Source organism: uncultured Adlercreutzia sp., assembly GCA_910585575.1.
Taxonomy (GTDB): Bacteria; Actinomycetota; Coriobacteriia; order Coriobacteriales; family Eggerthellaceae; genus Adlercreutzia.
In genome coordinates, this window is the sequence record CAJUFS010000001.1 from 91,787 (window position 1) to 116,310 (window position 24,524).

Below are 24,524 nucleotides of genomic sequence, written 5' to 3' on the forward strand. Positions count from 1 at the left end.
CTGCCGTTTCGGCTGGCGCGGTATGAAATGACAAGACGTGCGGTGTGGCCGAGGCTGCACCTTTGAAGCGTCGGCGCAGGCCGGCGTTTTTTTGTGTCGAAAGGAAGACGAGCGTGGGATTTGTCGAGCTGGTGCTCATGGGCGTGGGACTGTCCATGGACGCCTTCGCCGTGGCCGTGTGCAAGGGTCTTTGCATGCCGAAGGTGCGCTGGGGACAGGCGGTGGTCATCGCCCTGTTCTTCGGAGGCTTCCAGGCGCTCATGCCCCTTGTCGGCTGGGCCATAGGCTCGCTGTTCTCCAGCTACATTACGGCCGTCGACCACTGGATTGCCTTCGGGCTTCTGGCCTTCATCGGCGCCAAGATGCTCTGGGATGCGTTTCATGAGGAAGACGAGGAAGTGGTGTGCAAGACGCGCCTCGACCTGCGCGAGCTGACCTTGCTTGCCGTGGCCACCTCCATCGACGCCCTGGCCGTGGGCATCACCTTCGCCTTCCTGGGCGTGAACATCCTGGCGGCCATTGCTGTCATCGGCGTCACCACCTTCGTGTTGTCGCTGGCGGGCGTTGTGGTAGGCAACGCCTTCGGCTCCCGCTTCGAAAAGCCGGCTACCATCGCCGGCGGCATCGTGCTCATCCTCATCGGCCTGAAGATCCTGCTGGAGCATTTGGGGGTGCTGGGGTAGGGGACGGCTCTTGTGTTGAGCCGTTGGTTGTGAAGGTCGGCTCCCGCTTGCTCGGCCCTCGGCCTTGCGCGCGGTTGCTCTTTTCTCCGGAGGCGACTTGGTGAGTCTTTCGGGGTTCTCCGCGGGCGGGGGCGGCATCCCGCTCCGCTGCTCGCGCCGCTCCGCTGCTCGCTTCGCTCGTGCGCTCCGCTCCTTCATGCATCTACTGGGCGACCTTCGGTCGCCTACTTTTTGGTGTTCAGACGGTGCCCTCCGGGGATGTCGCCCCCGCCCGCTACAGCGCCAAGGGTGGTATGGGTCTTGGAGGAGGTGTGGCTGGCTCAGCGAATGGCTTCAGTTAGGTTCCAGAAGAGGCTGCTTTGGTACCCTACGGGTCGCCAGAATACACGGGTTCGGTTCTCCTGCTTCGCAAAACCCCAGGTCAGACGATTTCCGTTAGAGAGGTCGGGGAACCAAACTGCCCCTTCTTGGAACCTAACGTTGCTAGGGAACCAAACTGCTCCTTCTTGGAACCTAGCCTACAGCTTAGAATTGAATTATAGGGTCTTGGGGTAAGATCGGGTTCAAATCTGCCTTCCTGATACGACCCAGAGCGAGTAGCGGACGGCCCCGCCGCCCCCGCAGGGCACCGTCTGAACACCAAAAGAAAAAGCGACCGAAGGTCGCCCAGTAAATGCATGAGGGAGCGCAGCGCACGAGCGAAGCGAGCAGCGGAGCGGCGCGTGCCCGGAGTGGGGCAGCGGGGCCGTCCGCGGCCAGGTGGAATAGCGCCTCGGCCCCTCGCTATTCGATGGGGTAGCTTCCCAGGACTTTGACTTCGCGCAGTTTGAGGCGCAGGCATTCCAGGGCCGTTTGTACGTCGATGTCGTGGATGGAGCCTCCCAGCTCGACGAAGAACATGTAGTCGCCCAGCTGCTTTTTCGTGGGGCGCGACTGCAGCATGGTCAAGTTGATGCCGGCGTAGGTGAACTCGGACAGGATCATCTGCAGGGCGCCGGGTTTGTCGGCGCGCAGGAACAGGGCCAGGGAGGTCTTGTAACGTGTGCCCGTGAGCAGGTTCTCGTCGGCCATGCGTCCTACCAAGGCGAAGGCCGTCTGGTTCTCGGGGTTGTCCTGGATGGACGGCACAAGGATCTGGGCGCCGTGGACTTCGGCGGCCAGGCGGTTCGAGATGCCGGCCACGGTGGGATCGCCGGCGGCCATGCGGGCGCTCTCGGCTGTGGAGGATACCGCTAGGGTAGGGGTGTCGGGCAGCGAGGTGCGCAGGAAGCGGCGGCACTGGGCCAGGCCCTGGGGATGCGAGGCTACGCGCTCGATGGTTTCCAAGGTAGCTGTGGGGTGGGCGACCAGGCAGTGGTCCACGTCGATGACCTCTTCGGCCAGGATAACGGCGTCGGTGCGGAAGGCGAAGTTGTCCAGGGTGGCCGTGACGGGGCCTTCCAGGGAGTTCTCCTTGCCAACGACGCCGAAGCGGGCCACGCCCTCGTCGACGCAGTCGAACACCTCGTCGAAGGAGGTGCACTCGATGAGCTCGGGCTCGACAATGCCCAGGCGCGCGGCGAAGCGCAGGGCCGCCTCGTTGCAGTAGGTGCCCTTCGGTCCCAAAAAAGCGATGGCGTTGTCGAAGCTCATGGTGGAAATTCCTTGCGACGGGGTTGTTGATAGCCATCCATAATACCGCTTTTCCGAGACGGCCCCCGCGAAAACGGGAGTTTGACCCGTAAGCGACCGTCAGCGTATATCGGCGCAGGCGACAGCCTTGTTACCAGCCTATAAGCGCGTAACATTTTCGAACCGTTGGGGGAAGTATTTCGCTTTTTTGTACGCTTTATGAACGGGTTGTGGTGAAGGTGAGGCTAATCTGATTCCTGCATGTAAGAGAGACGAGAACACCTATGAGGAGGTGTACGCATGGAAAATCAGGCAACGATGTCAGAGTTCGACAGCATCTTGTCTTCGCGTGGCGTGTCCCGCCGCAGCTTCATGAAGCTGTGCGCCGGCATCGCCGCTGCCGCTGGTCTGTCCCAGCTGGCCGTGCCGCGCGTGGCGCAAGCGCTCGAGGAGTCTGTTATCGGCGCGACGTCGGGCAACCTGTATCCGGTCATCTGGATCGAGGGTGCTTCCTGCACCGGTTGCACGGAGTCTTTCGCTCAGGTGGAGACCCCGGACGTTGCATCGGTGGTGCTTGACTTGATCTCCCTGAACTACTCGGAGACCCTGTCTGCCGCTGCCGGCCATTCCGTGGAGGAAGCTAAGGCCCAGACGATTGCTGCGGGCAACTACATCCTTATTTACGAGGGTGCCGTGCTCGAGGCCTTCGACGGCAACGCCTTGCGCGTGGCTGGCGAGACGGGCATCACTGCTCTGGTCGAGGCCGCCGAGAGCGCCAACGCTGTCGTGGCTGTCGGCTCCTGCGCCGTCAACGGCGGCTGGATGGCTGCTCATCCCAACCCGGCTCAGGCCCTGGGCGTGCAGCAGTACCTGGAGAAGGTCGGCGTGACCACGCCGGTCGTCAACGTTCCCGGCTGCCCGGTGAACCCTGAGTGGGTCATGTCGGTGCTGGTGGACGTCGTGGTCCTGAAGGACATGGACCTGCTGCTGAACCGCTTGAACGAGTTCAACATGCCGGGCGACCTGTTCAACCAGACCATCCATGACAACTGCGAGCGTCGCGGTCACTTCGAGAACGGCGAATTCGTCTACGAGTTCGGCTCGAAGGAAGAGGAAATGGGCTACTGCCTGTATCCCCTGGGCTGCAAGGGCCCTCAGACCCGCTCCCAGTGCGGCGTCACCCTGTGGAACGACCGCCGCAGCTGGTGCGTGCAGTCCGGTGCCCCCTGCATCGGCTGCTGCGAGGCTAAGCCGAGCGATCCGGGCGACAACTGGGTGGAAGTGAACACCCCCTTCTACAAGCGCATGCGCAACCTGCGCATCGGCAACTTCGAGGTCCAGCCCACCACCATCGCCGTGGCTGTTACCGGCATTTTGGCGGCGTGCCTTGTGGTGCACGGCTTTGGCATGAAGATCTCCGGCCGCATGGATGGCGGCGCGCCCTTCGAGAAGATCCGCAAGTGGGACTCCAAGCATCCTGAGCAGGAGATCGGCACCTACGCCGACCCGGTCAAGGGCGGTCCCGTCGAGTCCGAGGATCTCGTTCACAAGAACGCCGATCCCCGCAAGAAGAACTAGAGGGAGGTGAGCTGACTTGACACGTTCTGTTATTGATCCCATTACCCGTATCGAGGGTCATCTTCGCGTGGAGATGGAGGTGGACAACGGCGTCGTAGCTGACGCTTGGGTCTCCGGCGGCTGCTTCCGTGGCATGGAGCTGGTGGTCCAGGGCCGTACCCCCGAGGATGCCGCCCAGATCGTCGAGCGTATCTGCGGCGTGTGCCCCATTTCTCACGCCCACGCTTCGTCCATCGCCGGCGACAAGGCCTACGGCATCACCATTTCCAACAATGCTCGCATCATCCGCAACCTGCTGGAGGGTGCGCAGTTCCTGCACAGCAACATCCTGTGGCTGTACAACCTGGCGGCTCTGGACTACGTCAACCCGCTGAACGCCCTGAATGCCAACGTGGCCGAGGCCTACGCGGTGGCCCAGGAGAACAACCTGGCCCTGCACTCCGACCTCTACCAGCTCTATGACAAGCTGGCGGCCTTCGCGGCCAACGGCCAGCTGTCCATCTTCTCGGGCAACTGGTTCGACGCCGACAACGGCGAGGCCTACAAGCTCACCCCCGAGCTCGACCTCATCCTCACCTCCCATTACCTGGAGGCCCTGAAGATGCAGGCTCGCGCCTCTCAGATGTCCGCTCTGCTGGGCGGCAAGATGCCCCACATCATGACCTCCATCCCCGGCGGCAACATGTGGGTGCCCACCGAGTCCAAGCTGGACGACCTGCTGGCCATGGCCACCGAGGTGCGCGACTGGGTGAATGATACCATCCTGTCCGACACCGTCGCTCTGGCTGGCCCCTATGCTGACGCCCTTACCTGGGGCAAGGGCTGCGGCCGCTACATTGCCTGGGGCGTGTTCGAGGGCAACGGCTGGCCCTACGGCGACAACTACATCGAGCAGATGAAGAACCGCTACCTGCCCATGGGCGTGCTCGACGAGCAGTTCGGCGTGTCCGACGTGGAGGAGCACCTCATCACCGAGTACATGGGTCACTCCTGGTACAAGGGCGACGAGACCTACACCTCGCCGTACTTCATCACCGATGCCGACTACACCGACTACAACGTGGACGACCGCTACAGCTGGGTCAAGTGCCCCGCCTACGACGGCAAGCCCATGGAGGCCGGTTCCATGGCCCGTATCTTCGCTGCCTACGTGCGCGGCGTTCCCTTCATCAAGGAGAACGTGGACGCGGTGCTGGGCATCCTCGGCGCTCAGCCGGGCGATCTGTCCGCCTTCCAGTCCACCCTGGGCCGTACGGCCATCCGTCAGGTGGAGACCATGTACGTGGCCGATCTTATGGTCGAGTGGGTCAACGAGCTGGCCGAGGCCATCAAGGGCGGCGACTCCGAGTACTTCCGCGAGCCCGAGCGCCTTACCGGCGAGGGCACCGGTTTCTGGGAGGCCCCCCGTGGCGCTCTCTACCACTCCGAGAAAGTGGTGGACGGCAAGATCGAGGGCTACCAGATCATCATCCCGTCGACGTGGAACCTGGCTCCCATGAACGCCGAGGGCGTCCATGGCCCGCTGGAGCAGGCCCTGATCGGCATCCCGGTGGCCGACATCGAGAAGCCCATCAACGCCCTGCGCACGGTCCACAGCTTCGACCCCTGCACCGCTTGCGCCGTGCATGTCACCGAGCGTGGCACCGGTAAGAGCTTCGAGACCGTCACCAGCCCTTGGGGGGTGAAGTAAGATGGCTCATCTCGCACACTACAAGGAGGCTCATCCGCTTCCGTTCGTGATCACCCACTGGATCAACCTCATCGCCATGGTGGTGCTTATCCTGTCGGGCTTCCTGATCCACTTCCCGTTCCTGCCGTTCCTCATGGGCATTGCCCGCGGCTGCCACATCTTCTTCGGCTTCGTGCTGTTCATCAACTGCGTGGTCCGCGTGGTCATGGCCTTCTTCGTGAAGTCGGCTCCCACGGGCGGTACCCGTCAGCAGGTTACCGACTTCAAGACCTGGCTGCCCCAGAAGGACAACCGCCATCAGGCCGGCGCTTGGATCACCTACTACCTGTTCCTGAAGAAGGAGCATCCGCTGGGTGCCAAGCTGGGCGTGCCGCAGAAGATTTCCTACCTGCTCATCCCCATCCTGATCCTGATCATGTTCTGGACGGGCCTGTGCCTGTGGGGCGTGACCATGAACGTGCCGTGCTTCCTGGCAACCACCAACCTGGTGGGCGGCTTGATGTCCATGCGCATCATCCACTACTTCATGATGTACGTGTTCATCTGCTTCATGTTCATCCATGTGTACCTGGCCAACGTGGAGGGCTTCGAGCCCACCAAGCTCATGTTCGCTCACAAGGAGCATGGCGGCCTGGTGTACGATCCCGATCTGCACAACATCGTTGGCGAGGATCGCGACGTTCACTAGAACCGCATCCAAGCTTTCGCAAGCAGGCAAAAGCGGCGACTCCGAAAGGGGCCGCCGCTTTTTCGTTGACGGAAAGGCACGGTTCGTTAACAGGGGATTGGCGGGTTTTCTGGTTGCGGTATCATGACCTTTATACTTCGATACTGCTGTCCCTCGTCGGTGCGTTTGCGTTCCCAAGGCGCAGGTCGAAGCTGCGTTATTGGCTTTTACGAACTAAGAGGTTTGCGCTGTGCTCAATGTCCTGCGCATTTTGAAGCGCGATATTTTTCGCTTGCTGAAAACGCCGCCGGCGCTGGTGGTGTATTTCGCGCTGCTCATTTTGCCCTCGGTGTACACCTGGTACAACGTGGTGGGATTTTGGAACCCCTACGAAAACACCGGGGCTTTGCAGGTATGCGTGGTCAACCAGGACAAGGGCGGTTCCTCGGATTTAACGGGCGAGTTGAACGTGGGCGACCGCATCGTGGACGAGCTGCACGAGAACAAGCAGCTGGACTGGACATTCATGGACTACGACGAGGCCATGAACGAGGTGCAGTCGGGACGCGCCTACGCGGCCTTCGTCATCCCCGAGAACTTCACTGCCAACTTGCTGACGCTCACCACGGGCGATTTCACCCAGCCCCAGCTGCAGTACTACGTGAACGAGAAGGCGGGCCCGGTGGCACCGAAGATCACCGACACCGGGGCCAGCACGCTCGATGAGACCATCAACTCCACCTTCGTCTCAACGGTGACCGATGTGGCGGTGAAGACCATCGACAAGACGGTCACCGATTCCGAGGAGTCAGCGCGGGAAACCCGCTCGCGGGCGGCGCAGAAAATCGAGCAGTCGCTTACCACGCTGGGCGACGTGCGCACGTCCCTGGAGAAGGTCGATAAGACCACGGCCAAGGCCAAGAAGAAGTCCGAAACTGCCCGCTCCTCGCTGAAAAACGCCAAGAGCGCGGTGGAGAAGGTGCAGGAAGGCTTGGGCTCCGTGGCCTCGCAGAGCACGGCGCTGCAATCAAGGCTCACCGAGTTTTCCGCCGCGGCGCTGCCAGCGGTGCAGAAGGGCTTGGAGGCGGCCACTACCGCCTCGTCGAAAGCCGATGCCGCTGCGGCTTCGCTCATGGGAACCACGGGGGAGGCCCAGGGGTCTATTCAGGCGGCGCTGACTCAGGGGCAGACAACGGTCGACGAGGGCACCGCTCTGGCCGCGTCGATGCGCCAGCTGGCCGCCAACCTTCCCGCCGACAGCGCCGTGCGCAAGAGTATCGAGGACGCGGCCTCTACCCTTGACGAGCGCACGACCACAGCCCAAACGACCCTCGATACCCTCAAGAACTTAAACGAGCGCACGCTTGCCTCCACTAAGGCTCTTTCCGAAGCCACCGCCGCCGTCGACAGCGCGGTGCTGCAGGCCACGGGCGGGGCCAGCGATTACGCCACGGTGCTCTTCGGCACCACGGTGCCCGCCGTGAACGAGGCCCTTGACGCCCTCGGGCGCGCTTCCGATTCGCTGCAGCATTCCCTCGACAGCCAGCTGCTCGTCATCGACCAAACCACCGCCGTGCTCGATCAGCTCGATGAGACCCTGGATACGGCCGACAAGACGGTCGATCAGACGGACAGCCTTTTCGCCTCCCTGCAAAGCGAGCTCGAGAAAGTGCACACCGACGTCATGGCCTTCGGCGAGTCGGGGGCGCTGGCGAAGCTTATCGAAAGCGGCGGCCTCGACCCCGAGAAAATTGCCAGCTTCATGGCGTCTCCTACCGAAGTGGTCACCGAGCAGCTCTACCCGCTGAATGCCTATGGCAGCGCCATGGCGCCCCTGTTCATGAACTTGACGTTCTGGATCGGCGCCTTCATGCTGCTGGTCATCATGCGGCAAGAGGTGGACAGCGAGGGCATTCCCAACCTCACGTTGGGGCAGCGCTATTGGGGCCGGTTCCTGTTCCTGGCGGTTATGGCCGTCATCCAGGCGGTGGTGTGCTGTGCTGGCGTGCTCTTCCTGGGCGTTCAGGCGGCGAATCCGCCGGCGCTCTTCGTAGCGGCTGCCTTGGCGTCGCTGGCGTACCTGTCCATTATCTACTCGCTCTCGGTAACCCTGCAGCACATTGGCAAGGGCATCTGCATCGTGCTTGTGTTCGCCCAGATTCCGGGTGCCACGGGACTGTATCCCATCGAGATGACCTCGCCGTTCTTCCAGGCCATCTATCCCTTCTTCCCGTTTACCTACGGCATCGGCTCCATGCGCGAGGCCATATGCGGGTTCTACGGCAACCAGTTCGCCACCGATTTGATGGTGCTCGGGCTCTTTTTGGTGATCGGCATGGCGTTCGGCCTGCTGGTGCGGCCGCTTATGGCGAACGTGAACCTCATGGTGGCGCGCCAGGTGCGCGAGGGCGGCATTTTCAACGGCGAGGACGTGCAGATTCCCGTGCGACCCTATCGCATCTCCCAGATTCTCAGCGTGCTCTCCGACAAAAACGCCTACCGGGCCGAGCTGGATCGGCGCTACGAGCGGTTCACCCGTTGGTACCCGCGCATTATGCGCACGGCCCTGGTGCTCGGCATTGCGGTGCCCGTGGCCATTGCCCTGGTGTTCGCGCTCACGCCGGCCGAGAAAATCTGGATCCTCACCTTCGCGTTGCTGTGGCTTGTGGCCATTTTCGTGGCGCTGGTGGTGGTCGAGAGCATGCGCTACAGCTTCGAGCGTCAGCGGCGCCTGGAGGATATTCCCGAGGCCACGCTGCTGGAAATTTACGATGCGCGCACCATGATGAAGCATGCCGAAACCTCGACCACCGAGGCGGCCGTGCGGGCTGCGCAGCGCTCAGCGCACGCGACCGCGGGCGCGGAAAGCGAAGGCGGCGAGGCGAGCGTCGACGGGCCGGGTGTGGCGCAGAAGCCTGAGGGCGGTGAGCGCCGTGGGTAACATCTTCCGCCTGTTCCGCAACGATGCGAAGCGTCTCTTCGCCAATGTCATGAGCATTATCATCACCGTGGGCCTGGTGGTCATGCCGTCTATTTTCGCCTGGTACAACATTATTGCCTGCTGGAACGTGTTCGATAACACGGGCAACTTGACCGTGGCCGTGGCCAATACCGACGAGGGCTACCAAAGCGATCTGGTGCCCATCAAGATCAATGTGGGCGAGCAAGTGGTGTCGGCCTTGCGGGCCAACGACCAAATCGACTGGATCTTCACCGACGAAGAGGACGCCATCGACGGGGCGAAATCGGGACGCTACTACGCCGCCGTGGTCATTCCGAAGGACTTCAGCCGCGACATGCTCACCTTCTACTCGGCCGACGTGGAGCACGCCGACATTGTGTACTACGCCAACGAGAAGAAGAGCGCCATTGCCCCCAAGATTACCGACAAGGGCGCCGATTCGGTGTCTTACCAGGTGAACTCCGTTTTTGCCGAAACGCTGAGCGAGGTGTCCCTTGGCTTGGCCGAGGCGTTTTCCACCTACGCCGAAGACGACAACTGGGACGGGCGCATTGCCCAGCTGGCCGACCATGTGCGCACCGTAGCGAAATCGGTGGAGGATGCGGCGAAGGTGCTGGGCCTTTACAGCAACCTGGCGCAGGCTTGCGAGAACCTGGCCACCGACTCGGGGGCGCTGGCCGGCAACGCCATGGAGGCGGCCGACGCCACCCTTGATGCGGCGGCCGAAGGCGCGGCGTCCGTGCCTTCGTCCATCAGCAACATGAAAAGCTCCACCCAAGGGCTTTCCGACGCCCTGGAAAAGAGCCAGTCCGGCTTCGACAACGCCGCCGACAAGATATCGACCCTCTTCGCCACCGCCTCCTCGGACACCGCTGCCACGGTGCAGGATCTGCGCAGCCAGGCCAAGGTGGTGGAGGCCCAAACCGATCGCTACCGTCAGCTGGCCCAAAGCCTCGAGGCCCTCGGCGACAAGCTGCCCTCCGAGGTGCAGCCCAGCGTGACGGCGGTGGTCGAGCGCCTGAACAGCGTGGCTACGTTGTCGGACTCTATGGCTAAGAACTTGCGCTCGGCGGCCGACAAGCTGGAGAAGGGCGATACCGCCATCAAGGCCGATCGCGATGCGGCGCTGCAGCGTGCTAAGGAGGCCAAGGCGGCCATCCGCGAGATCAAGAGCGATTTCGACACGAACGTCAAGCCCTCGCTCGACAAGCTTGTCGAGCAGTCGAACAACCTGTCCGAGAAGATCGAGGGTATCCAGGGCACCTTGAAGAAGGTCAGCTCGCAGCTTTCCTCCTCGGCCGACTCGGCGGCGACGGCGCTGGGCGGCACGGCCAAGAAGGTGAAGAACGCGGCCGACAAGCTGCAGGAGGTGGCCGACAACTTGAAGGGCATGGCCGCCGACATCGACAAGGCCCTGGCAGCCGGCGATCGCAATGCCCTCAAGGACGTGCTCAGCGCCGACGTCTCGGTGCTGTCCAAGGCGCTCTCGGCGCCCGTGGGCCTCGAGCGCATCGCGGTGTTCCCCGTGGAGAATTTCGGTTCGGCCATGGCACCGCTGTACACCACCTTGGCGCTGTTCATCGGCGCCCTGCTCATTCTTGTAGTGATGAAGCCCACGGTGTCCTCGCGCGAGATCGAGGAGGCGGGCTTGGTGAACGTGAAGCCCCGCCAGCTGTTCCTGGGCCGTTTCGGGGCCATGGCGCTCGTCTCGCTGGCGCAGACCACGCTCATGGGCCTTGGCAACCTGTTCTTCTTGCAGGTGCAGGTGGCCCATCCCTGGCTGTTCATGGGGGTCTTCTGGTTCGCGGGCCTGGTGTTCACCTTCCTTATCTACGCCCTGGTGTTTTCCTTCGCCAACCTGGGCAAGGCCATTGCCGTGCTGCTGCTTATTATCCAGGTGACGGGCTGCGGCGGCTCCTTCCCGTTGCAGCTGCTGCCGGGGTTCGTGCAGGCGCTGAGCCCCTGGCTGCCAGCCACTCACGTGGTGAACGCCATGCGCGCCGCTATGATGGGCACCTACGGCAATGACTACTGGGTGCAGATGGGCGAGTTGGCCTTGTTCCTGGTGCCGGCGGCCCTGCTGGGCCTGGTGCTCCGCAAGCCCCTGGCAAAGTTCATGAACTGGTACGTCGAGCAGGTGGAGTCTTCCAAGCTTATTGGGTAGGGAAGTGACGGCTGATTGCTTTCGACGGTTATGCATCATTTGGAAGACGTCTTAGCGTGGTAGGAAAGTGCGGGCTGATTGCTTTCGACGGGCTTACGGCGGGTTTTGCCGATTTGCCCTCGAACGTTGGGCTATGCTACGGCTTCGATTCGGTAAAGTGAGCCTGATCTAAGAGAGTAAGCGCAGGTGCGGACGGGGCGCGTTCCGTCGCGCCTGAGGCAAGTGAAGGAGCACGCGATGGCTGGAAGTCCTTTGACCGACGAGCAAATTGCCCAGGAGGAGAAGTTCCTGAAGGGACTTCCCCGGGTGAACCTGGGGGCGCTATTCTTGGCGCCCGTTTGGGGCCCGGCCCATGGCATGTGGGCCGCGTTCCTGTTTTTTGTGGCCTGGCTGTTCGTGGACAACGTTATTTACGCGGCCACGGTGGAGCCTACCGTGCTTAACGTGGGTCTGGCGGTGCTTATGACCGTGGCCCTGGTAGGTGGCACGTTGGTGTTCGCCATTGTGTCGCAGCCTTTTGCAGCGCACCGGGCCGAAGCCATGGGCGAGAGCCGTGCTGACTACCTGCGCCGTCAGCGCGTGTGGGCGGTGGCGTCCTTTGTGGTGGCTGTTATCGTGGTGGTGCTGGCCAGCTATTACAACCTGGAGATCCGCCCCTTTATGGAGGTTGAGGCCTAATGGCGGATGCGGGTCAGCGTCGGGCTGTGGTGTTCTGCGTGGGCAATCGGCTCATGCTCGATGACGGCGTGGGGCCGGCGGTCTACGACCGTCTGGTGGCCGACTACCTTATTCCCGACAACGTGCAGCTCTTTGACGTGGGCTGCATGTCACTGGATATGCTGCCCTATGTGGATGACTACGACGTGGTGCTTACCGTGGATGCGGTGGACGGTACGGGCGATGCGCCCGGTACGGTGTACCGTTTCGAGCCTGACGCCATGGCGCGCCACTCGGGCCCCGAGGCTTCGCTGCACGATCTGAAGCTGGTGGATTTGTTCGACGCCGCTAGCTTGATGGGGTTCGAGGCCGAGGGCTACTGCCTGGGGATGCAGGTGGGGAATCCTTCGCCCTCGGAGTTCACCGTAGGATTGACGCCGGAATGCGCCGAAGCGCTGCCTCTGCTGGTGGAGACGGTGGTGGCGGAGCTGCATCGCCGCGGGTTCGTGCTGGAGAAGAAGATTTCCTAGGCCCACTGGCCGCGGGTGGGGCAGAGATCTCCGACGATGCAGTCGGCGCAGCGGGGATTGCGGGCGCGGCAGAACTCGCGGCCGAAGTGGACCCACTGGTGGTTGATGTAGAGCCACTGGTCGCGGGGGTATACCTTCAGCAGAATGTCCTCCACCTTCTGGGGCGTGTCGGCCGAGGGGCCGGCCAGCTTCAGGCGGTGGGCGATGCGGTAGACATGCGTGTCGACGGCGATTCCCTGGGGGTCTTTGAAAGCCTCGCACATGACGCAGTTTGCTGTCTTGCGACCCACGCCGGGCAGCTTCTGCAGCAGGTCGACGTCGGCGGGCACCTCGCCGCCGAACTCGGCTACGACGGTTTGGGCCAGGGCTACCAGGTTCTTCGCTTTGGAGCGGAAAAAGCCCAGGGAGTGGATGATCTCGGAGACCGCCTCGGGCGAGGCGGCGGCCAGGTCGGCCGGAGTGGGGAAGGCTTCGAAAAGCACGGGGGTCACCTTGTTCACAGCGGCGTCGGTGCACTGGGCCGAAAGCACCACGGCCACGGTCAACTCGAAGGGCGTGCGGTAATCCAGCGACGCCTTGCCGGGCCCGTAGTGGGCGAACATGCGCTCCTCGATGGCGGCGGCGCGCTCGCGCTTCGAAGCAAGGGATTCCCGGGCCATGGCAGCTCCTTCAGATCAAGAGGCGGCCGCGCCCCAATCGCAGCGCGGCCGCATGTAGGTGGAAAGGGCGACCGCCCGGCCGAAGCGAGGCGGTCGCGTGATGGTCTCGATCTTAAACGAAGCAGCGAACAGCTGGAGCGCGGCAAGCGAACTACTGGCGAATATCCACGAAGCGCGGGTTGGATCGTTGCGTGATCGGCGTCTTCCGCGGAGGCGAGGCGGATGGGACTTTGGCGGTTCTCTTGAAGCGCTGAGTGCGGCTAATGAGGTAATGATGGGCTTCTGCGAGGCGCGTAGGTACTTGGATGCGCCTGTTCGCTTTACTACTTCGTTACCGCTGAGCGGCCACAGGAGGCGGCGGCGCGGCTGATGCAGTACACTATGCGCAGCGCATGCCGCCCGTGGGGCGGCTTTTCGCATGTGGACTGAACGGCCGAAGGATACGCCATGCTCATTGATTCGCTGACTTTCACCTTGGAGAAATCCGGCTGCCTCGATGCTTTTTGGGGGAAGCTAGACGAGGGACAGGACGCCACCTTGGCCGTGGCCGCCTCGGCGCGGCCGTTTCTGGTGGCGGCTCGCTTCGCCCATAAGCCCCAGCCCACGTTGGTGGTGGTGGCCGGCGAAGATGCCGCCGTGGCGTTTGCGCGCAATGTGGCGGCCTATGTGGGGGAGGAGCGCGTGCTCCGCTTCCCCGAGCGCGCCGATGTGCCCTTTGCACCCAAGGTGCCCGACGCGCGGGTGATCTCGCAGCGCATGGAGGCGGCCTGGGCGCTGCAGTCGGGGCGCGAGGTAGTGGTGGTGGCCAGCGCTCGGGCGCTGCTGCGCCTGCTGCCGCCGACGGATGCCCAGGTGGCGCGTCCGCTCGTACTCACGGCGGAAACCGAGCTTGAGGATATGGGCCGCGAGGGCCTGACTGAGCTCGACGACTTGCCGCGCCTGCTGGAGGCCATGGGCTATGCGAACACCGGCGAGTTGGACGGCCCCGGCACCTTCGCGGTGCGCGGTGGCACCATTGACGTATTCCCCGGTAACTTGACCTTCCCCGTGCGTCTGGATTTCTTCGGCGACGAGCTGGACGAGATTCGCCGCATCGTGCCTGCCACGGGGCAGACTATCTCGTCGCTGCCTCAGGTGGACATCTATCCCGTTACGGAGTTCAACTGCTCGCATCGCTCGCTTCTGGCGGCGCGCAAGGCGTTGGAGAAGCCGGCGCTCACGAACCCGGCTCTGCGCGATGTGCTGGAGAAGCTGGAGGGCGGCCTGCGCTTCGAGGGCGCCGATGTCATCCTTCCGTACCTGTACAAGACACCGGTGACGCTGGGGGCCTACGCCGGCGCGGGCACGCTGTGCGCGCTCATCGAACCACGCAGCCTCTTCGACGATGCGGCTCACGCCTTCGATGACCTGGCCGAACGCGCCCGCGGTACCAATATTGCGCTGGAGGGGCTCTACGCGGCGCCCGCGGCCCTGGATTTCGGGGGCGAGGAGCGCGCCACCTATGTGTCCATCATGCGCGTGGGCAGCGAGATCGACGACGAGCTGCCGGTGAAGCGCGTGGACGTGGCCGGCAACCCCGACAAGATCTTCGGCAAGCTGCGGAATCTCACCGATGACCACTACACGGTGGTGTTCAGCGCGCCGAATTACCGCGCCCGCGAGAACATGCGCCATGCCCTGGTGGATCGCGGCATTCCCATCCAGGTGGTGCAGCCCGAAGGGGCATCGGCCGTTGGCGACGAAGAGGGCGATGCGGATCAGTCTACGATAGTTCCCGATACGCCGGGCCAGGCCAAACGGCGGCTGCGGCGCAGCGTGGTGAACATCGTCGACAACGACATCCCGTTGGGCATGATCATCCCGAAGGCGCACTTAGCCCTGGTCAGCGCCGCTGATACCCAGGGCGCGCGGGCCGCCAGCCGCACGCGTCGCACCCGCGTAGACGCCACCGAGGTGACCTTCCCCTTCAAGCCCGGCGACTACGTGGTGCACGCGGCCCACGGCATCGCCTTCTTCCGCGACCTGGTGCGCCGCGAAGTGGACGGCACCGAGCGCGACTACCTGCAGCTGGAGTACGCCGAGGGCGACAAGCTGTTCGTGCCCGTGGAGCAGCTGGACCGCGTCACCCGCTACGTAGGACCCGAGGGAGGCAGCCCGCGGCTCACCCGTCTGAACACGAGCGACTGGTCCCGTGCCCTGAACAAGGCGCGCAAGGCCACGAAGAAGCTGGCCTTCGACCTGGTGGACGTATACGCGCGCCGCGCCGCCACCCAGGGCTTCCGCTTCTCTGCCGACACTCCGTGGCAGCGCGAGATGGAGGAGGCCTTCCCGTACCAAGAGACGCGCGACCAGCTGGCGGCCATTGCCGACGTGAAGGCCGACATGGAGGGCCCGCGCCCCATGGACCGTCTCATCTGCGGCGACGTGGGCTTCGGCAAGACCGAGGTGGCCCTGCGCGCGGCGTTCAAGGCCACCCAGGACGGCAAGCAGGTCATGGTGCTGTGCCCCACCACCATTCTGGCCCAGCAGCACTACACTTCGTTCAAGGACCGTTTCGACCCCTTTGGCGTGAAGGTGGAAGTGCTCTCGCGTTTCCGCACTCCTGAGCAGCAGAAGGCGGCGCTTGAGGGCTTTGCCAAGGGCGACGTGCAGGTGCTGGTGGGCACCCACCGGCTGCTGTCGCGCGATGTGAACCCGCATGATTTGGGGCTGGTCATCATCGACGAGGAGCAGCGTTTCGGCGTGCAGCACAAGGAGCAGCTGAAGAATTTGCGCGAGTCCATCGATGTGCTCACGCTTTCAGCCACGCCTATTCCGCGCACCATGCAGATGTCGCTGTCCGGCGTGCGCGACATGAGCCTTATTCTCACGCCGCCCGATGAGCGGCGTCCGGTGGAAGTGCATGTGGGGGAATGGGATCCCGACGTGGTGTCTGCCGCCATCCGCTTCGAGCTGGCCCGTGGCGGCCAGGTGTACTACGTGAGCAACCGCGTGCGCTCCATCGACGAGGCTGTGGATCGCGTGCACGAAGCGGCCGGCGAGGCGCGCGTGGGCGTGGCCCACGGGCAGATGACCAAGGAGGAGTTGGAACGGGTGATGGAGGAGTTCGCCGCCGGCGAGCTGGACGTGCTGGTGGCCACCACCATCATCGAAAGCGGCATCGACAACCCGCACACGAACACGCTCATTATCGAGGACTCCCAGCGCCTGGGCCTGGCGCAGATGTACCAGCTGAAGGGTCGCGTGGGTCGCTCGTCTACCCAGGCCTATGCCTACTTCATGTTCCCGGAGAACGTGCCCTTGACCGATGAGGCCGCGGCGCGCCTGACCGCCATCAACGAGTACCAGGATTTGGGCAGCGGCATGCGTATCGCCATGCGCGACCTGGAGATTCGCGGCGCTGGCAGCATGCTGGGCGCCGAGCAGTCGGGCAACATGTCGGCCGTAGGTTTCGACCTGTTTGCCCAGATGCTGTCCCAGGCGGTGAACGACACCCGTGAAAAGGGCGAGGCCACCGGCGACTTGCCGCCAGCGCTATCGGACATCACCGTAAACGTGCCGGGCCATGCCTACCTGCCCGAGGAATACATTCCCGACGCCGATACGCGGGTGCTGTGGTACCGCAAGTTGGCCAGCGCGCCCACCGTGGACGATGTGGAGGCTCTGAGGGAAGAGCTGCTGGAAAAGGCGCCCGACATGCCCGATGCGGCGGCCAACTTGTTCGAGCGCGCGTGGCTCAAGGCCTTCGCCAACGAGCACAACGTCAAGGTGATCTCGGTGGTGGCCGGCAACTTGGTGGTAGATCCCATCGATATCCCCCAGGACAAGATGAAGCCGTTGCGCCGCGCCGGGGCCCGCTACAACACGGACAAGCGCAAGCTGACGCTGCCGCTCCGTTATTTCACGGACGAAGAGCGCGACAACCTGATGCCACCCATCGCTCGCTTCCTAGAGGAGATGTTCGGCGAGAAAGACGAGGACGAGTCGGTGCCCTTTGCCGAGGTGGAGGGTGCGTCGTCGGAGGCCGGATTGGGCGCAGGTAAGAATGACGGCGCTGGCAGTCCGGTGCCTTCTCTTGCTGGCGGGGTTGCTGGCGCGGCGGCTACTCGTACGCCCGCTGGGCCGGCGGGATCCGGAGCTGCCCCACGCAGCGCTTCGGCTTCTGGCCGTCCTACGGCCCGCAGCGAGCGCCGCGCTCGCAACCAGGCCAAGGGCGAGGCGGCTCGCGAGCGCTTGGCGGCAAAGCGCGCCGCTCGCGCAGCGAAGCGCAAGGAAGAGTAGGGGCGCTGCAACGCTTTTCTTGCAGGACGGGTGGGTTTCTGCAGCGGGAAAGCAGCGCGAGAGGTTCGGCGCCCGTATCGCATGCATGCTGGGGATAGGCCGAAGAGGGTACGACGTTTTAGGAGCGCCCAAGACGTCATACGGACGCTGATCAGCTGTTCTGATGCCCCCAGGAGGGAAGGAAAACGTGGCTGAAAAACCGAATTTCTGGATAGGGTTTGCCTGTGCCCTGGCGGGAGCTCTTCTTTGGGGCTTCTCGGGCGCCTGCATCCAGTTTCTGGCGGAAAACTACGTCGTGCGGTCCTCGTTCATCTCGTTCGTGCGCGCAGCCACGGCTGCCGTGCTGTTCCTTGCCTTCATGCTGGCGGCTCGTCGCGAGAGCCTTTTGTCGCTGGCGCACAGCAAGCGAGCGTGGCCTGGGCTTCTGCTCTTCGGCGTGGGGCTCTATCTCAGCCAGATTACCTATGCTGTCTCGGTAGCGCTTACCAACGCCGGTACGGCAACGGTTCTTCAGGCCACCTGCACGGTATTCGTCATGCTGTTCACCTGCATGAAGCTGCGCCACTGGCCGCGGCCCCTGGATTTGCTGGGACTTGTGTGCGCCATGGGAGCGGCGACGCTCATCGCCACGCAGGGCGACTGGGGCGTTATGGTGCTGCCTGTGGCCGGTTTGGCCTGGGGCATTGCCAACGCGCTGTCCGAGACGCTGTACATCATGGCTCCGCAGCGCTTGTACCTTCATTGGGATCGGTTCACGGTTATCAGCTGCGGCATGGTGATCAGCGGCGTGCTGGCGGCTTTGGTGTGGGCCTGCGGTGCCCTGTGGGGCGATGCGCCTCAGGTACCTGCGATGGACGGCCTCGGCTGGGCTGCCCTGGTGCTGGGCGTGGGCGTCATGGGCACTTTTGCGGCGTTCGGGCTGTTCCTCTACGGTGTTTCCGTGGTGGGCTCGGTCCACGGCAGCTTGCTCGGTGTGGCCGAGCCCGTGGGCGCCATGGTCATTGCCGCCGTCTGGCTGCATACTGCGTTCAGCGCCGCCGATTGGACGGGGCTCATTCTCATGGCGGCCATGATCGTGCTGGTATCAATTTCCGGCGCCCGAGGGGAGAAGACGGCGGAAGGCGGACGATAGAATTTGCTGGTGGCTGCAGCAGCTGTTGGGTTGACTCAAAGTGTTGGCTACCGCCCCGTCTTAAGCTATCTGTGTTCCGTGGCTCCATGCTCGCCCATGTTGCTGCGCTAGATAGCCCTAAGATTGGCTGCGGGGAGCGAAAGCGCGGGGTAATTGGCAAAAAATGGGAGTTCTGACTAGCTGAAAAATGGATTTGAGCTATTTAGAGCTCGTCGAGCATGGGGACTGGCTCCTTTGTTGCTGATTGTTGCTGTTGATTGCGCAAAGAAAGCTACTGAAAATGCGGAAGATGGCATATCTCTGTGTTAGTTCTAGTCAAAACTCTTATTTTTTGGCATGCGGATCCCGTTTGTGTTTCCCGAACTGCTCATGGGACTTCATTTAGCTGATGGGGCAGGTCAAAAATCAAGGGAGAGGACGGTTCGGTGCAGTTCCCGCTTTCTTTTCTCGTAGTCTTTTATGCTGCATCGCTGCCTTTTCCCTAGAGCGCGGGCGATTGCCTTGGCGACGAGGTCCAATTCATGGATCGACTTTAGTTGAGAGTTTGTCACTACGATAACCTCGACACCGGTGGCTTGCAGTAGGGTTCGTCTCGAGGCGTCATGTTGGATTTTCGCGGTTCCACTGTGAAATTCGTTGCTGTCGTACTCAACGGCCAATTTCGCTGCTGGCCAAGAGATGTCTACCCAACGGGTGTCGTTTCCGCGCCTTTGTTCGACGGCTGATGACACATCAAAAGGCCTATTAAGTATGGGATGCTCAAAGCCATAGCCGCCCAGGCGAGGAGGAAGGGAAAGGATGAGAGCAAGTTGACTTTCTCTCAGTGAGCAGGAGTTGTCATGGACGAGTTCTATGTTTCGTTTGGCCCGCGCTAGGCAGTATCGCGGTGTGAGGTGGTTGAGAAATTTTTGAATCTTGCTTTTGGATGTACATGGGGGTAGATGATACGCGATGGCGTCTGAGGCTTGGCGAGCATAGGTGCCGCAGAGCTCCATTCCTAGAGCAATGCACTCTGTATCCGAAAGGAAGCGATGCATTTGAAGGAAGAGCAGTTCAGGAGAGGGCAGGGAAATATGTCGGTCAAGTGAAAGGACGGCGTTTCTCGGCTTGGGTGCGCTGTCTACAATGTATTGAACCTGCTTGCGGGGAAGACGACAACGGTCTGCCGATACCTCGACGACAAGGTCGACTATTCGGTTTGAAAGAAAGCGTTGGGCGTGATCGATCTCCCAAAGTTCGGGTGCCTTACGCTGTCCTTTGGCGGAAACGGGGCACAGTTGATGATAGCTGTTGTCACAACGTGTTTGGCGAAGAGCATCAAGGGCGCTGGGACCGGCGAATAGTATCGACATGAGAATTCCTCCCGTTTAGTTTGGGAAGTACCTTAATAGGGCTGATTCGCAGAACATTCGCCAGGGGCTCTCACCGAACTCGTGTGGAAAGCAAAAGATGTTGAGGGAAAGATGTAACGGGGCTCTGACGGTAGGGGCAACAGTACGCCCTACGAGATTGGGAAAGGTAAAGTACTCAAGGACAGGATTGCCGGTTAGGAAAGAAGGTTGCCATGGAAAAGTTGCCTCCGCTTCAGAAGTTTTATGAGGCTTATAGCGCTATCGCGGACGATCGATTCGATTTGGCGCCCCAGCAATTGACGGTGCGCTCGTCGGATGGCACGAAGGAGTACACCGTCACCTGGGACGATGAGGGCCATTACCGCTCTAACGACAATGCCACCTATTGGCAGGGCTACGCCGGGTATCCTGTGTTGGTAGCGTTGCTGCTGCAGGGGCGTTTGCCGCTGGACGAAGAGGTGGCCACTTGGTTTGTCGATGTGCCCTGGAAGCAGCTGAACGAGGCGCACAAGCGCGATTACGACGCAGCCCTCGAAGAGGCTTTCGACCTCAAGGGGCTCGATATGGCCCAGCGTCTGCAGGCCGAGGCAGCGGCTGATGCCGATCAGGAGGCTTTGGCTGAACTGGCTGTTGCGGTGGGGCGGTTGAGCGAACCCGTGCGCAAGCTGGGATAACGCAATTCCCCTGATCATTGTGGTCTTGATGATTGCGCCACTAAAGATTTCAGATTGTAAACATAACGTTTTTAACCTGTTACTCTCGTTACTAAATTGCTAACGCAGGGCTATAATTTTCCCATATAAGCAAAGGGGGTAGTGTGCCCTCAGGCTGATTTGCCCAGGTTGGGCTCGATATATAGGGAAGATCGAAAAGGTGAACGTCATGAATGCTTCACAGGACCATCATGATCGTAACATGATTAACGTCGCGGGGGGGGGGGGCTCTCTGTAACTAACCTCCCCTCGGGAGGTTCGGCCGCGCCCTCGGAAGAGGGGGCGCATGGGAAGGGCTTGAAGAGTCCTCGGCGCGTAAGCCGTCCGCGTCGCGTGCTTTCTCTTTTTCTTTCGTTTGTGCTTGTTACCACCTGCTGGAGCTGCTCGTCTATCGAGCAGGCGCGTGAAATGGTCATTGGCGACGACGTTGTGCCAATGGCGGCCAATCCAGCCCAAGGTGATCAAATTCTTGACGACATCGGAAACGGCGATGTCATACCTGCCGATTATTCCGCGACTTCATCCGACGAAAAGCAGGATTCTGCGGAGGAGCCTGGCGCTGTCGCGTCGAATGACAGTCCTTCTGAGCCGGAGCGTCAGGACACCGAGGGCGACGGTGCCGCTTCGCCATCTGGCGATTCCGACGCAAAAAACGAGGCCGAACATGTGCCCTCGATTCCCACTCTATCGGACATGCAGGAAAGCAAGCCTGATCAGGAGCTTGTAGATGCTCTTCTTCCTGGTTCTCTGGCATTGCCCGATGAGGTTCTGCCTACCGTAGAGAAGAGCGAGGGCAAGCTCTCCGATGTGTTCGATCCCCATCTGGCCCTTTGGGGAGCACCGCATTCCTCTCAGCAGGGCTATCTTGTCTCACAGACGCCGCTCAACGCCTCTTTCGTGGTGAATGGTGCGGCTTTGGCGGGCGGATCCTTAGGCGGCGCGGAGGCGGGTGACGCTCTGACGTTCTCGCTCGATCTTCCCTACGCCTACGCGAGCGGAACTGGGGAAGCGCTGGCTACGACACTCTCAGAAGAGGAGTGGCGCTTGCGCAGCTCGCTCGAATCGGCGTTGGAGCTTGCGAAGATGCAGGCAGAGGCGGGAGGCAACGGCCAGAAATCATCGGATGTATCTCAGGAAGACGTTTGGAAAATCGCTCTTGACCAGGCGAAAGAAGTAAATTCTTCAACGGCACCGCGCGTCGTGCTTGTCGCAGACGATGTGCCTCAGGGCTACAGCGTCTGGCAGCGCCATGGCGAGGGCTGGCAACGCCTGGGGGAAGAGGAGCTCAAGGCGGGCGTGAGCGGTCGCGTTGTTTTCCGCTACGAAGGCTACAGCTACGGTGACTCGGCGGAAGAGGTGGCGCTCCAGGAGGATCCGAAGGCCTTGGCTGAGGCGCGGAAGCAGGTAAAGGCCGGTGCCTGGACTGCCTCGTCAGAGGTGCTGACGTTTACGCTGCAAGTAAAGGGAGATTTGCCGGAGGGGCAGTCGCTTTCTGCGACCTGGGGTTATGACGTCCGTTCCTATACGGATGCCCAAGGAGCCGTGACCTTCGGCATGGCGCGTCGAGCGGCGGTTGACTCCATTCCGCTGGCAATGGCGTCCTCAAAGGCGAAAGCCGCATTCGAGGTGATGCCCCTGGTTGCCCCCGAGGGATGGAGCGCTCATGTGCTGGAGCTTTCTGTTCCAGAGCAGGCTCTCGATGTCACCGGAGCGAACTTTGCCGCCACCTATCCCGGGCAGTTGTTCGATGCCGAGAGGGTTGTTGCCTGGGATGTGACAGCGGTTGACCCCTCGAAGTTGTCGGGGCTGAACCCTATTGACGAGGCGGCGGCTGTGGCTTTGGGCGCGGTGCCCTACGAGGCCGAAGTGAGTGAAAAAGGCCAGATCAGCGTCAATGCTGGTGACAAGGCTGCTGTCAATGCGGGAGATCGTCGCTTGCTGTATCTGGCGGTTCCCTGGGAGGCCAACGCCCAAGCGCTCGCGGAATCCCTGGGCATTGCCCAGGCTCCCTTGGCCAACGAGGGACTGCCCCAGCGCACGGGGGCGCTCTACGATGCCGTGACCGCTCCCCAAGTGAAGGAAGGCGACGCTTCGGTGAAGGCCGTCTTCGAAGCCGAGCCGATCTTTACCGAGTCTCAGGAACCGCGGGCACTGCGCCAGCGCGTTGAGGCGGTTGTGGAGATAACCGAGGGAGTGCTCCCTGCGGAGCCCGACCAGGATCAGGGGACAACCCAGGAGGGAGAAAACGCCCCGACGCCCTCGGATGAGCCCGAAAGCGATGGCGGCCCAGCGCCCGACGATGCATCTGCCGAAAACGACACAGACGCTGGAACACCGGAAGAAGACGCAGCGACACCCGGCGACGAAAGCGCCCAGAACGAGGGCAGCCGCGAGGGAAAGCTGGACAGCGCCCTCTGCGATCTGCTCGGCTCCTACGCGATGGTTATGCCGCTTTTTGACGACGCGAGCACGGGTGGCCTGCACGAGTTTTTCAATCCCTATCCCAATCCTCATGGCAGCGTGCTCTCGCTGCCCAACTCGCCCAATATCTTCCTGGTGCAGCGCGGTAAAAATGCCGGCATGACCATTCAGCTCGAGCGCAATGGCGCTTTGTATTTGGGCAATCGGGAACACCCGATGGAGTACAAGATCGTCATTCCGTTCCTCTACGAGGAAGACGGGCAAGTAAAGTCTGCCGATACGCTGACGGAATACGCTGCGGCTCTTGGTAAAGCCACCTCGGAAATTGACTACAGCAACATTATGCGCTTGAGTCTCACGCCCTCCGATTCTGCGGCCTTCTTCACTGAGTGGGATGTGTACATGCTTCCCGATAAGGATTCTCCCGAGAAGGACTACATCCCCGTTACCTATACGCAGCTCAACGCTGCGGGAGAGGTGGTGGACGGCTCGTATCTCACCCAGCCTCTTTTCACGGATAATTCGGGAGATAAGAGCGTTGAGCGAGGCCTCACGGGTACGTTCGTGCTGCGCTACCGCGGGGCAAACGGTCAGTGCGAGTACAACGCTGACTCCCTCGTTCCGAACTTCAACGTGAGGTTCTTAGGCAAGGTGCCCGAGAACAGCTCGGCGACGGTCAGCTTGGGCGGCACGCTTTCCTACTGCGTCGACGGTTTGGGAAACGAGCACGAGGGCAAAGCAACTATCGCCCCCGGCCAGTCCACGGGGTACACGCAGCTTCGCTACATTACCTTCATCAAGTCGAACCTTCAATGGGATACCAGCGTCAAGGTGCGCTCTGACGTAACGCAAGGTGCCCCGTATCTTTGGGAGCCCATCAATTACATGGTCTACGAGGTCAAGGTTCGCAACACCTCCGACCAGGTGAGCGTTGAGGGCGAAGAAGAAGTGGACCCCGAAGAAGAGGTGACGCCCATTGACATGGTGCGCAACACCTTCCAGGTGTCCTTCGACGGACAGGAAAACGGCGGCGTGAGACGCCGTGACCTTATGGCCTTCTATCAAAACGGCGATCCCGTGGTTACCTACGACGACCAGGGCAATGTGCTCAACGACCTTACCGAGGAAATACGTCGCGACGGCGTGTTCATAGGAAAGCCCAACGAGGGCGGCGCGCTAATTTACAAGCTTGACGACCTTGCTCCCGAAGGTGCGACAGCGGAACAGCAAAGCCAGGCCATCGAGAGCTTTTGGAACAATATCGATCTCATTCACTTTGAGAACATCGGCGACTATCCTCTCAGCGCCATCCCTTACCAGAACTTGAGAAACGACGGCTTTATCCAGTTCCTCGACGAGGAGCCCATTACGACGGGAGAAACGCGCACCTATCTGGTGGCCGTGCCCTATACGACGAATCTTAA

14 protein-coding genes are annotated in these 24,524 nt (G+C 61.9%); 11 read left to right on the forward strand and 3 right to left on the reverse strand.

Features of this window, described 5'->3' with window-relative positions; all coding sequences use genetic code 11:
* Positions 1–113 precede the first annotated feature (113 nt).
* Positions 114–683, forward strand: coding sequence for a manganese efflux pump MntP family protein (locus QZ307_RS00105; RefSeq protein ID WP_295994101.1), 570 nt, complete (start codon positions 114–116; stop codon positions 681–683).
* Between the two features lie 783 nt (positions 684–1,466).
* On the opposite strand, the gene pheA is transcribed toward QZ307_RS00105, so the two are convergent.
* On the reverse strand, positions 1,467–2,315 hold the full coding sequence (gene pheA, locus QZ307_RS00110) for a prephenate dehydratase (RefSeq protein ID WP_295994103.1): 849 nt from the start codon (positions 2,313–2,315) through the stop codon (positions 1,467–1,469).
* 279 nt (positions 2,316–2,594) lie between these two features.
* Between pheA and QZ307_RS00115 the strand changes: the two genes are divergently transcribed.
* The 7 genes from QZ307_RS00115 to QZ307_RS00145 all read left to right on the forward strand — a co-directional run bounded on the left by QZ307_RS00115 (position 2,595) and on the right by QZ307_RS00145 (position 12,542).
* Positions 2,595–3,872: a hydrogenase small subunit gene (locus QZ307_RS00115; RefSeq protein ID WP_295994105.1), complete on the forward strand. Its 1,278-nt coding sequence runs from the start codon at positions 2,595–2,597 to the stop codon at positions 3,870–3,872.
* Positions 3,873–3,945: 73 nt separating this feature from the next.
* Entirely contained in the window at positions 3,946–5,562 is a 1,617-nt protein-coding gene (locus tag QZ307_RS00120; RefSeq protein WP_366143061.1) for a nickel-dependent hydrogenase large subunit, read from the forward strand.
* Between the two features lies 1 nt (position 5,563).
* Entirely contained in the window at positions 5,564–6,250 is a 687-nt protein-coding gene (locus tag QZ307_RS00125) for a cytochrome b/b6 domain-containing protein (protein WP_275207987.1), read from the forward strand.
* A 229-nt stretch (positions 6,251–6,479) separates the two neighbouring features.
* The gene (locus QZ307_RS00130; RefSeq protein ID WP_295994112.1) at positions 6,480–9,170 is read left to right on the forward strand and encodes a YhgE/Pip domain-containing protein; all 2,691 of its coding nucleotides are present in this window, start codon (positions 6,480–6,482) and stop codon (positions 9,168–9,170) included.
* Positions 9,163–11,355: a YhgE/Pip domain-containing protein gene (locus tag QZ307_RS00135; RefSeq protein WP_295994115.1), complete on the forward strand. Its 2,193-nt coding sequence runs from the start codon at positions 9,163–9,165 to the stop codon at positions 11,353–11,355. The genes QZ307_RS00130 and QZ307_RS00135 overlap by 8 nt, the downstream gene beginning before the upstream one ends.
* 237 nt (positions 11,356–11,592) lie before the next feature.
* A complete protein-coding gene (locus QZ307_RS00140; RefSeq protein WP_295994117.1) occupies positions 11,593–12,033 on the forward strand; it encodes a viscotoxin-A3 in 441 nt (146 codons plus the stop codon).
* Positions 12,033–12,542 carry a hydrogenase maturation protease gene (locus QZ307_RS00145; RefSeq protein ID WP_295994119.1) on the forward strand — a complete coding sequence of 170 codons (510 nt, stop codon included), beginning with the start codon at positions 12,033–12,035 and terminating at the stop codon, positions 12,540–12,542. Before QZ307_RS00140 ends, QZ307_RS00145 begins: the two co-directional genes overlap by 1 nt.
* Here QZ307_RS00145 and nth read toward each other — a convergent pair.
* Complete coding sequence (nth, locus tag QZ307_RS00150; RefSeq protein ID WP_295994122.1) at positions 12,539–13,201, reverse strand: endonuclease III; 663 nt, start codon at positions 13,199–13,201, stop codon at positions 12,539–12,541. The two genes, QZ307_RS00145 and nth, sit on opposite strands and share 4 nt — an antisense overlap.
* Positions 13,202–13,648: 447 nt before the next feature.
* Here nth and mfd point away from each other — a divergent pair, with 447 nt between their 5' ends.
* Positions 13,649–17,482, forward strand: a complete 3,834-nt coding sequence (mfd, locus tag QZ307_RS00155; RefSeq protein ID WP_295994124.1) for a transcription-repair coupling factor — start codon at positions 13,649–13,651, stop codon at positions 17,480–17,482.
* Positions 17,483–17,669: 187 nt separating this feature from the next.
* Positions 17,670–18,614 (forward strand): DMT family transporter, encoded by a 945-nt coding sequence (locus tag QZ307_RS00160; RefSeq protein ID WP_295994126.1) that lies wholly within the window; start codon positions 17,670–17,672, stop codon positions 18,612–18,614.
* Between the two features lie 398 nt (positions 18,615–19,012).
* On the opposite strand, the gene QZ307_RS00165 is transcribed toward QZ307_RS00160, so the two are convergent.
* Complete coding sequence (locus tag QZ307_RS00165; RefSeq protein ID WP_295994128.1) at positions 19,013–19,966, reverse strand: hypothetical protein; 954 nt, start codon at positions 19,964–19,966, stop codon at positions 19,013–19,015.
* Between the two features lie 212 nt (positions 19,967–20,178).
* Here QZ307_RS00165 and QZ307_RS00170 point away from each other — a divergent pair, with 212 nt between their 5' ends.
* Complete coding sequence (locus QZ307_RS00170; protein ID WP_295994130.1) at positions 20,179–20,640, forward strand: hypothetical protein; 462 nt, start codon at positions 20,179–20,181, stop codon at positions 20,638–20,640.
* The last annotated feature ends 3,884 nt before the right edge of the window (positions 20,641–24,524 follow it).

What these genes read in the sequence shown, in the direction of transcription:
- pheA (WP_295994103.1), bottom strand. Translation starts at nt 2,315, where the DNA reads ATGAGCTTCGACAACGCCATCGCTTTTTTGGGACCGAAGGGCACCTAC.
- QZ307_RS00115 (WP_295994105.1), top strand. Translation starts at nt 2,595, where the DNA reads ATGGAAAATCAGGCAACGATGTCAGAGTTCGACAGCATCTTGTCTTCG.
- QZ307_RS00120 (WP_366143061.1), top strand. Translation starts at nt 3,946, where the DNA reads ATGGAGGTGGACAACGGCGTCGTAGCTGACGCTTGGGTCTCCGGCGGC.
- QZ307_RS00125 (WP_275207987.1), top strand. Translation starts at nt 5,564, where the DNA reads ATGGCTCATCTCGCACACTACAAGGAGGCTCATCCGCTTCCGTTCGTG.
- QZ307_RS00140 (WP_295994117.1), top strand. Translation starts at nt 11,593, where the DNA reads ATGGCTGGAAGTCCTTTGACCGACGAGCAAATTGCCCAGGAGGAGAAG.
- QZ307_RS00145 (WP_295994119.1), top strand. Translation starts at nt 12,033, where the DNA reads ATGGCGGATGCGGGTCAGCGTCGGGCTGTGGTGTTCTGCGTGGGCAAT.
- nth (WP_295994122.1), bottom strand. Translation starts at nt 13,201, where the DNA reads ATGGCCCGGGAATCCCTTGCTTCGAAGCGCGAGCGCGCCGCCGCCATC.
- mfd (WP_295994124.1), top strand. Translation starts at nt 13,649, where the DNA reads ATGCTCATTGATTCGCTGACTTTCACCTTGGAGAAATCCGGCTGCCTC.
- QZ307_RS00165 (WP_295994128.1), bottom strand. Translation starts at nt 19,966, where the DNA reads ATGTCGATACTATTCGCCGGTCCCAGCGCCCTTGATGCTCTTCGCCAA.
- QZ307_RS00170 (WP_295994130.1), top strand. Translation starts at nt 20,179, where the DNA reads ATGGAAAAGTTGCCTCCGCTTCAGAAGTTTTATGAGGCTTATAGCGCT.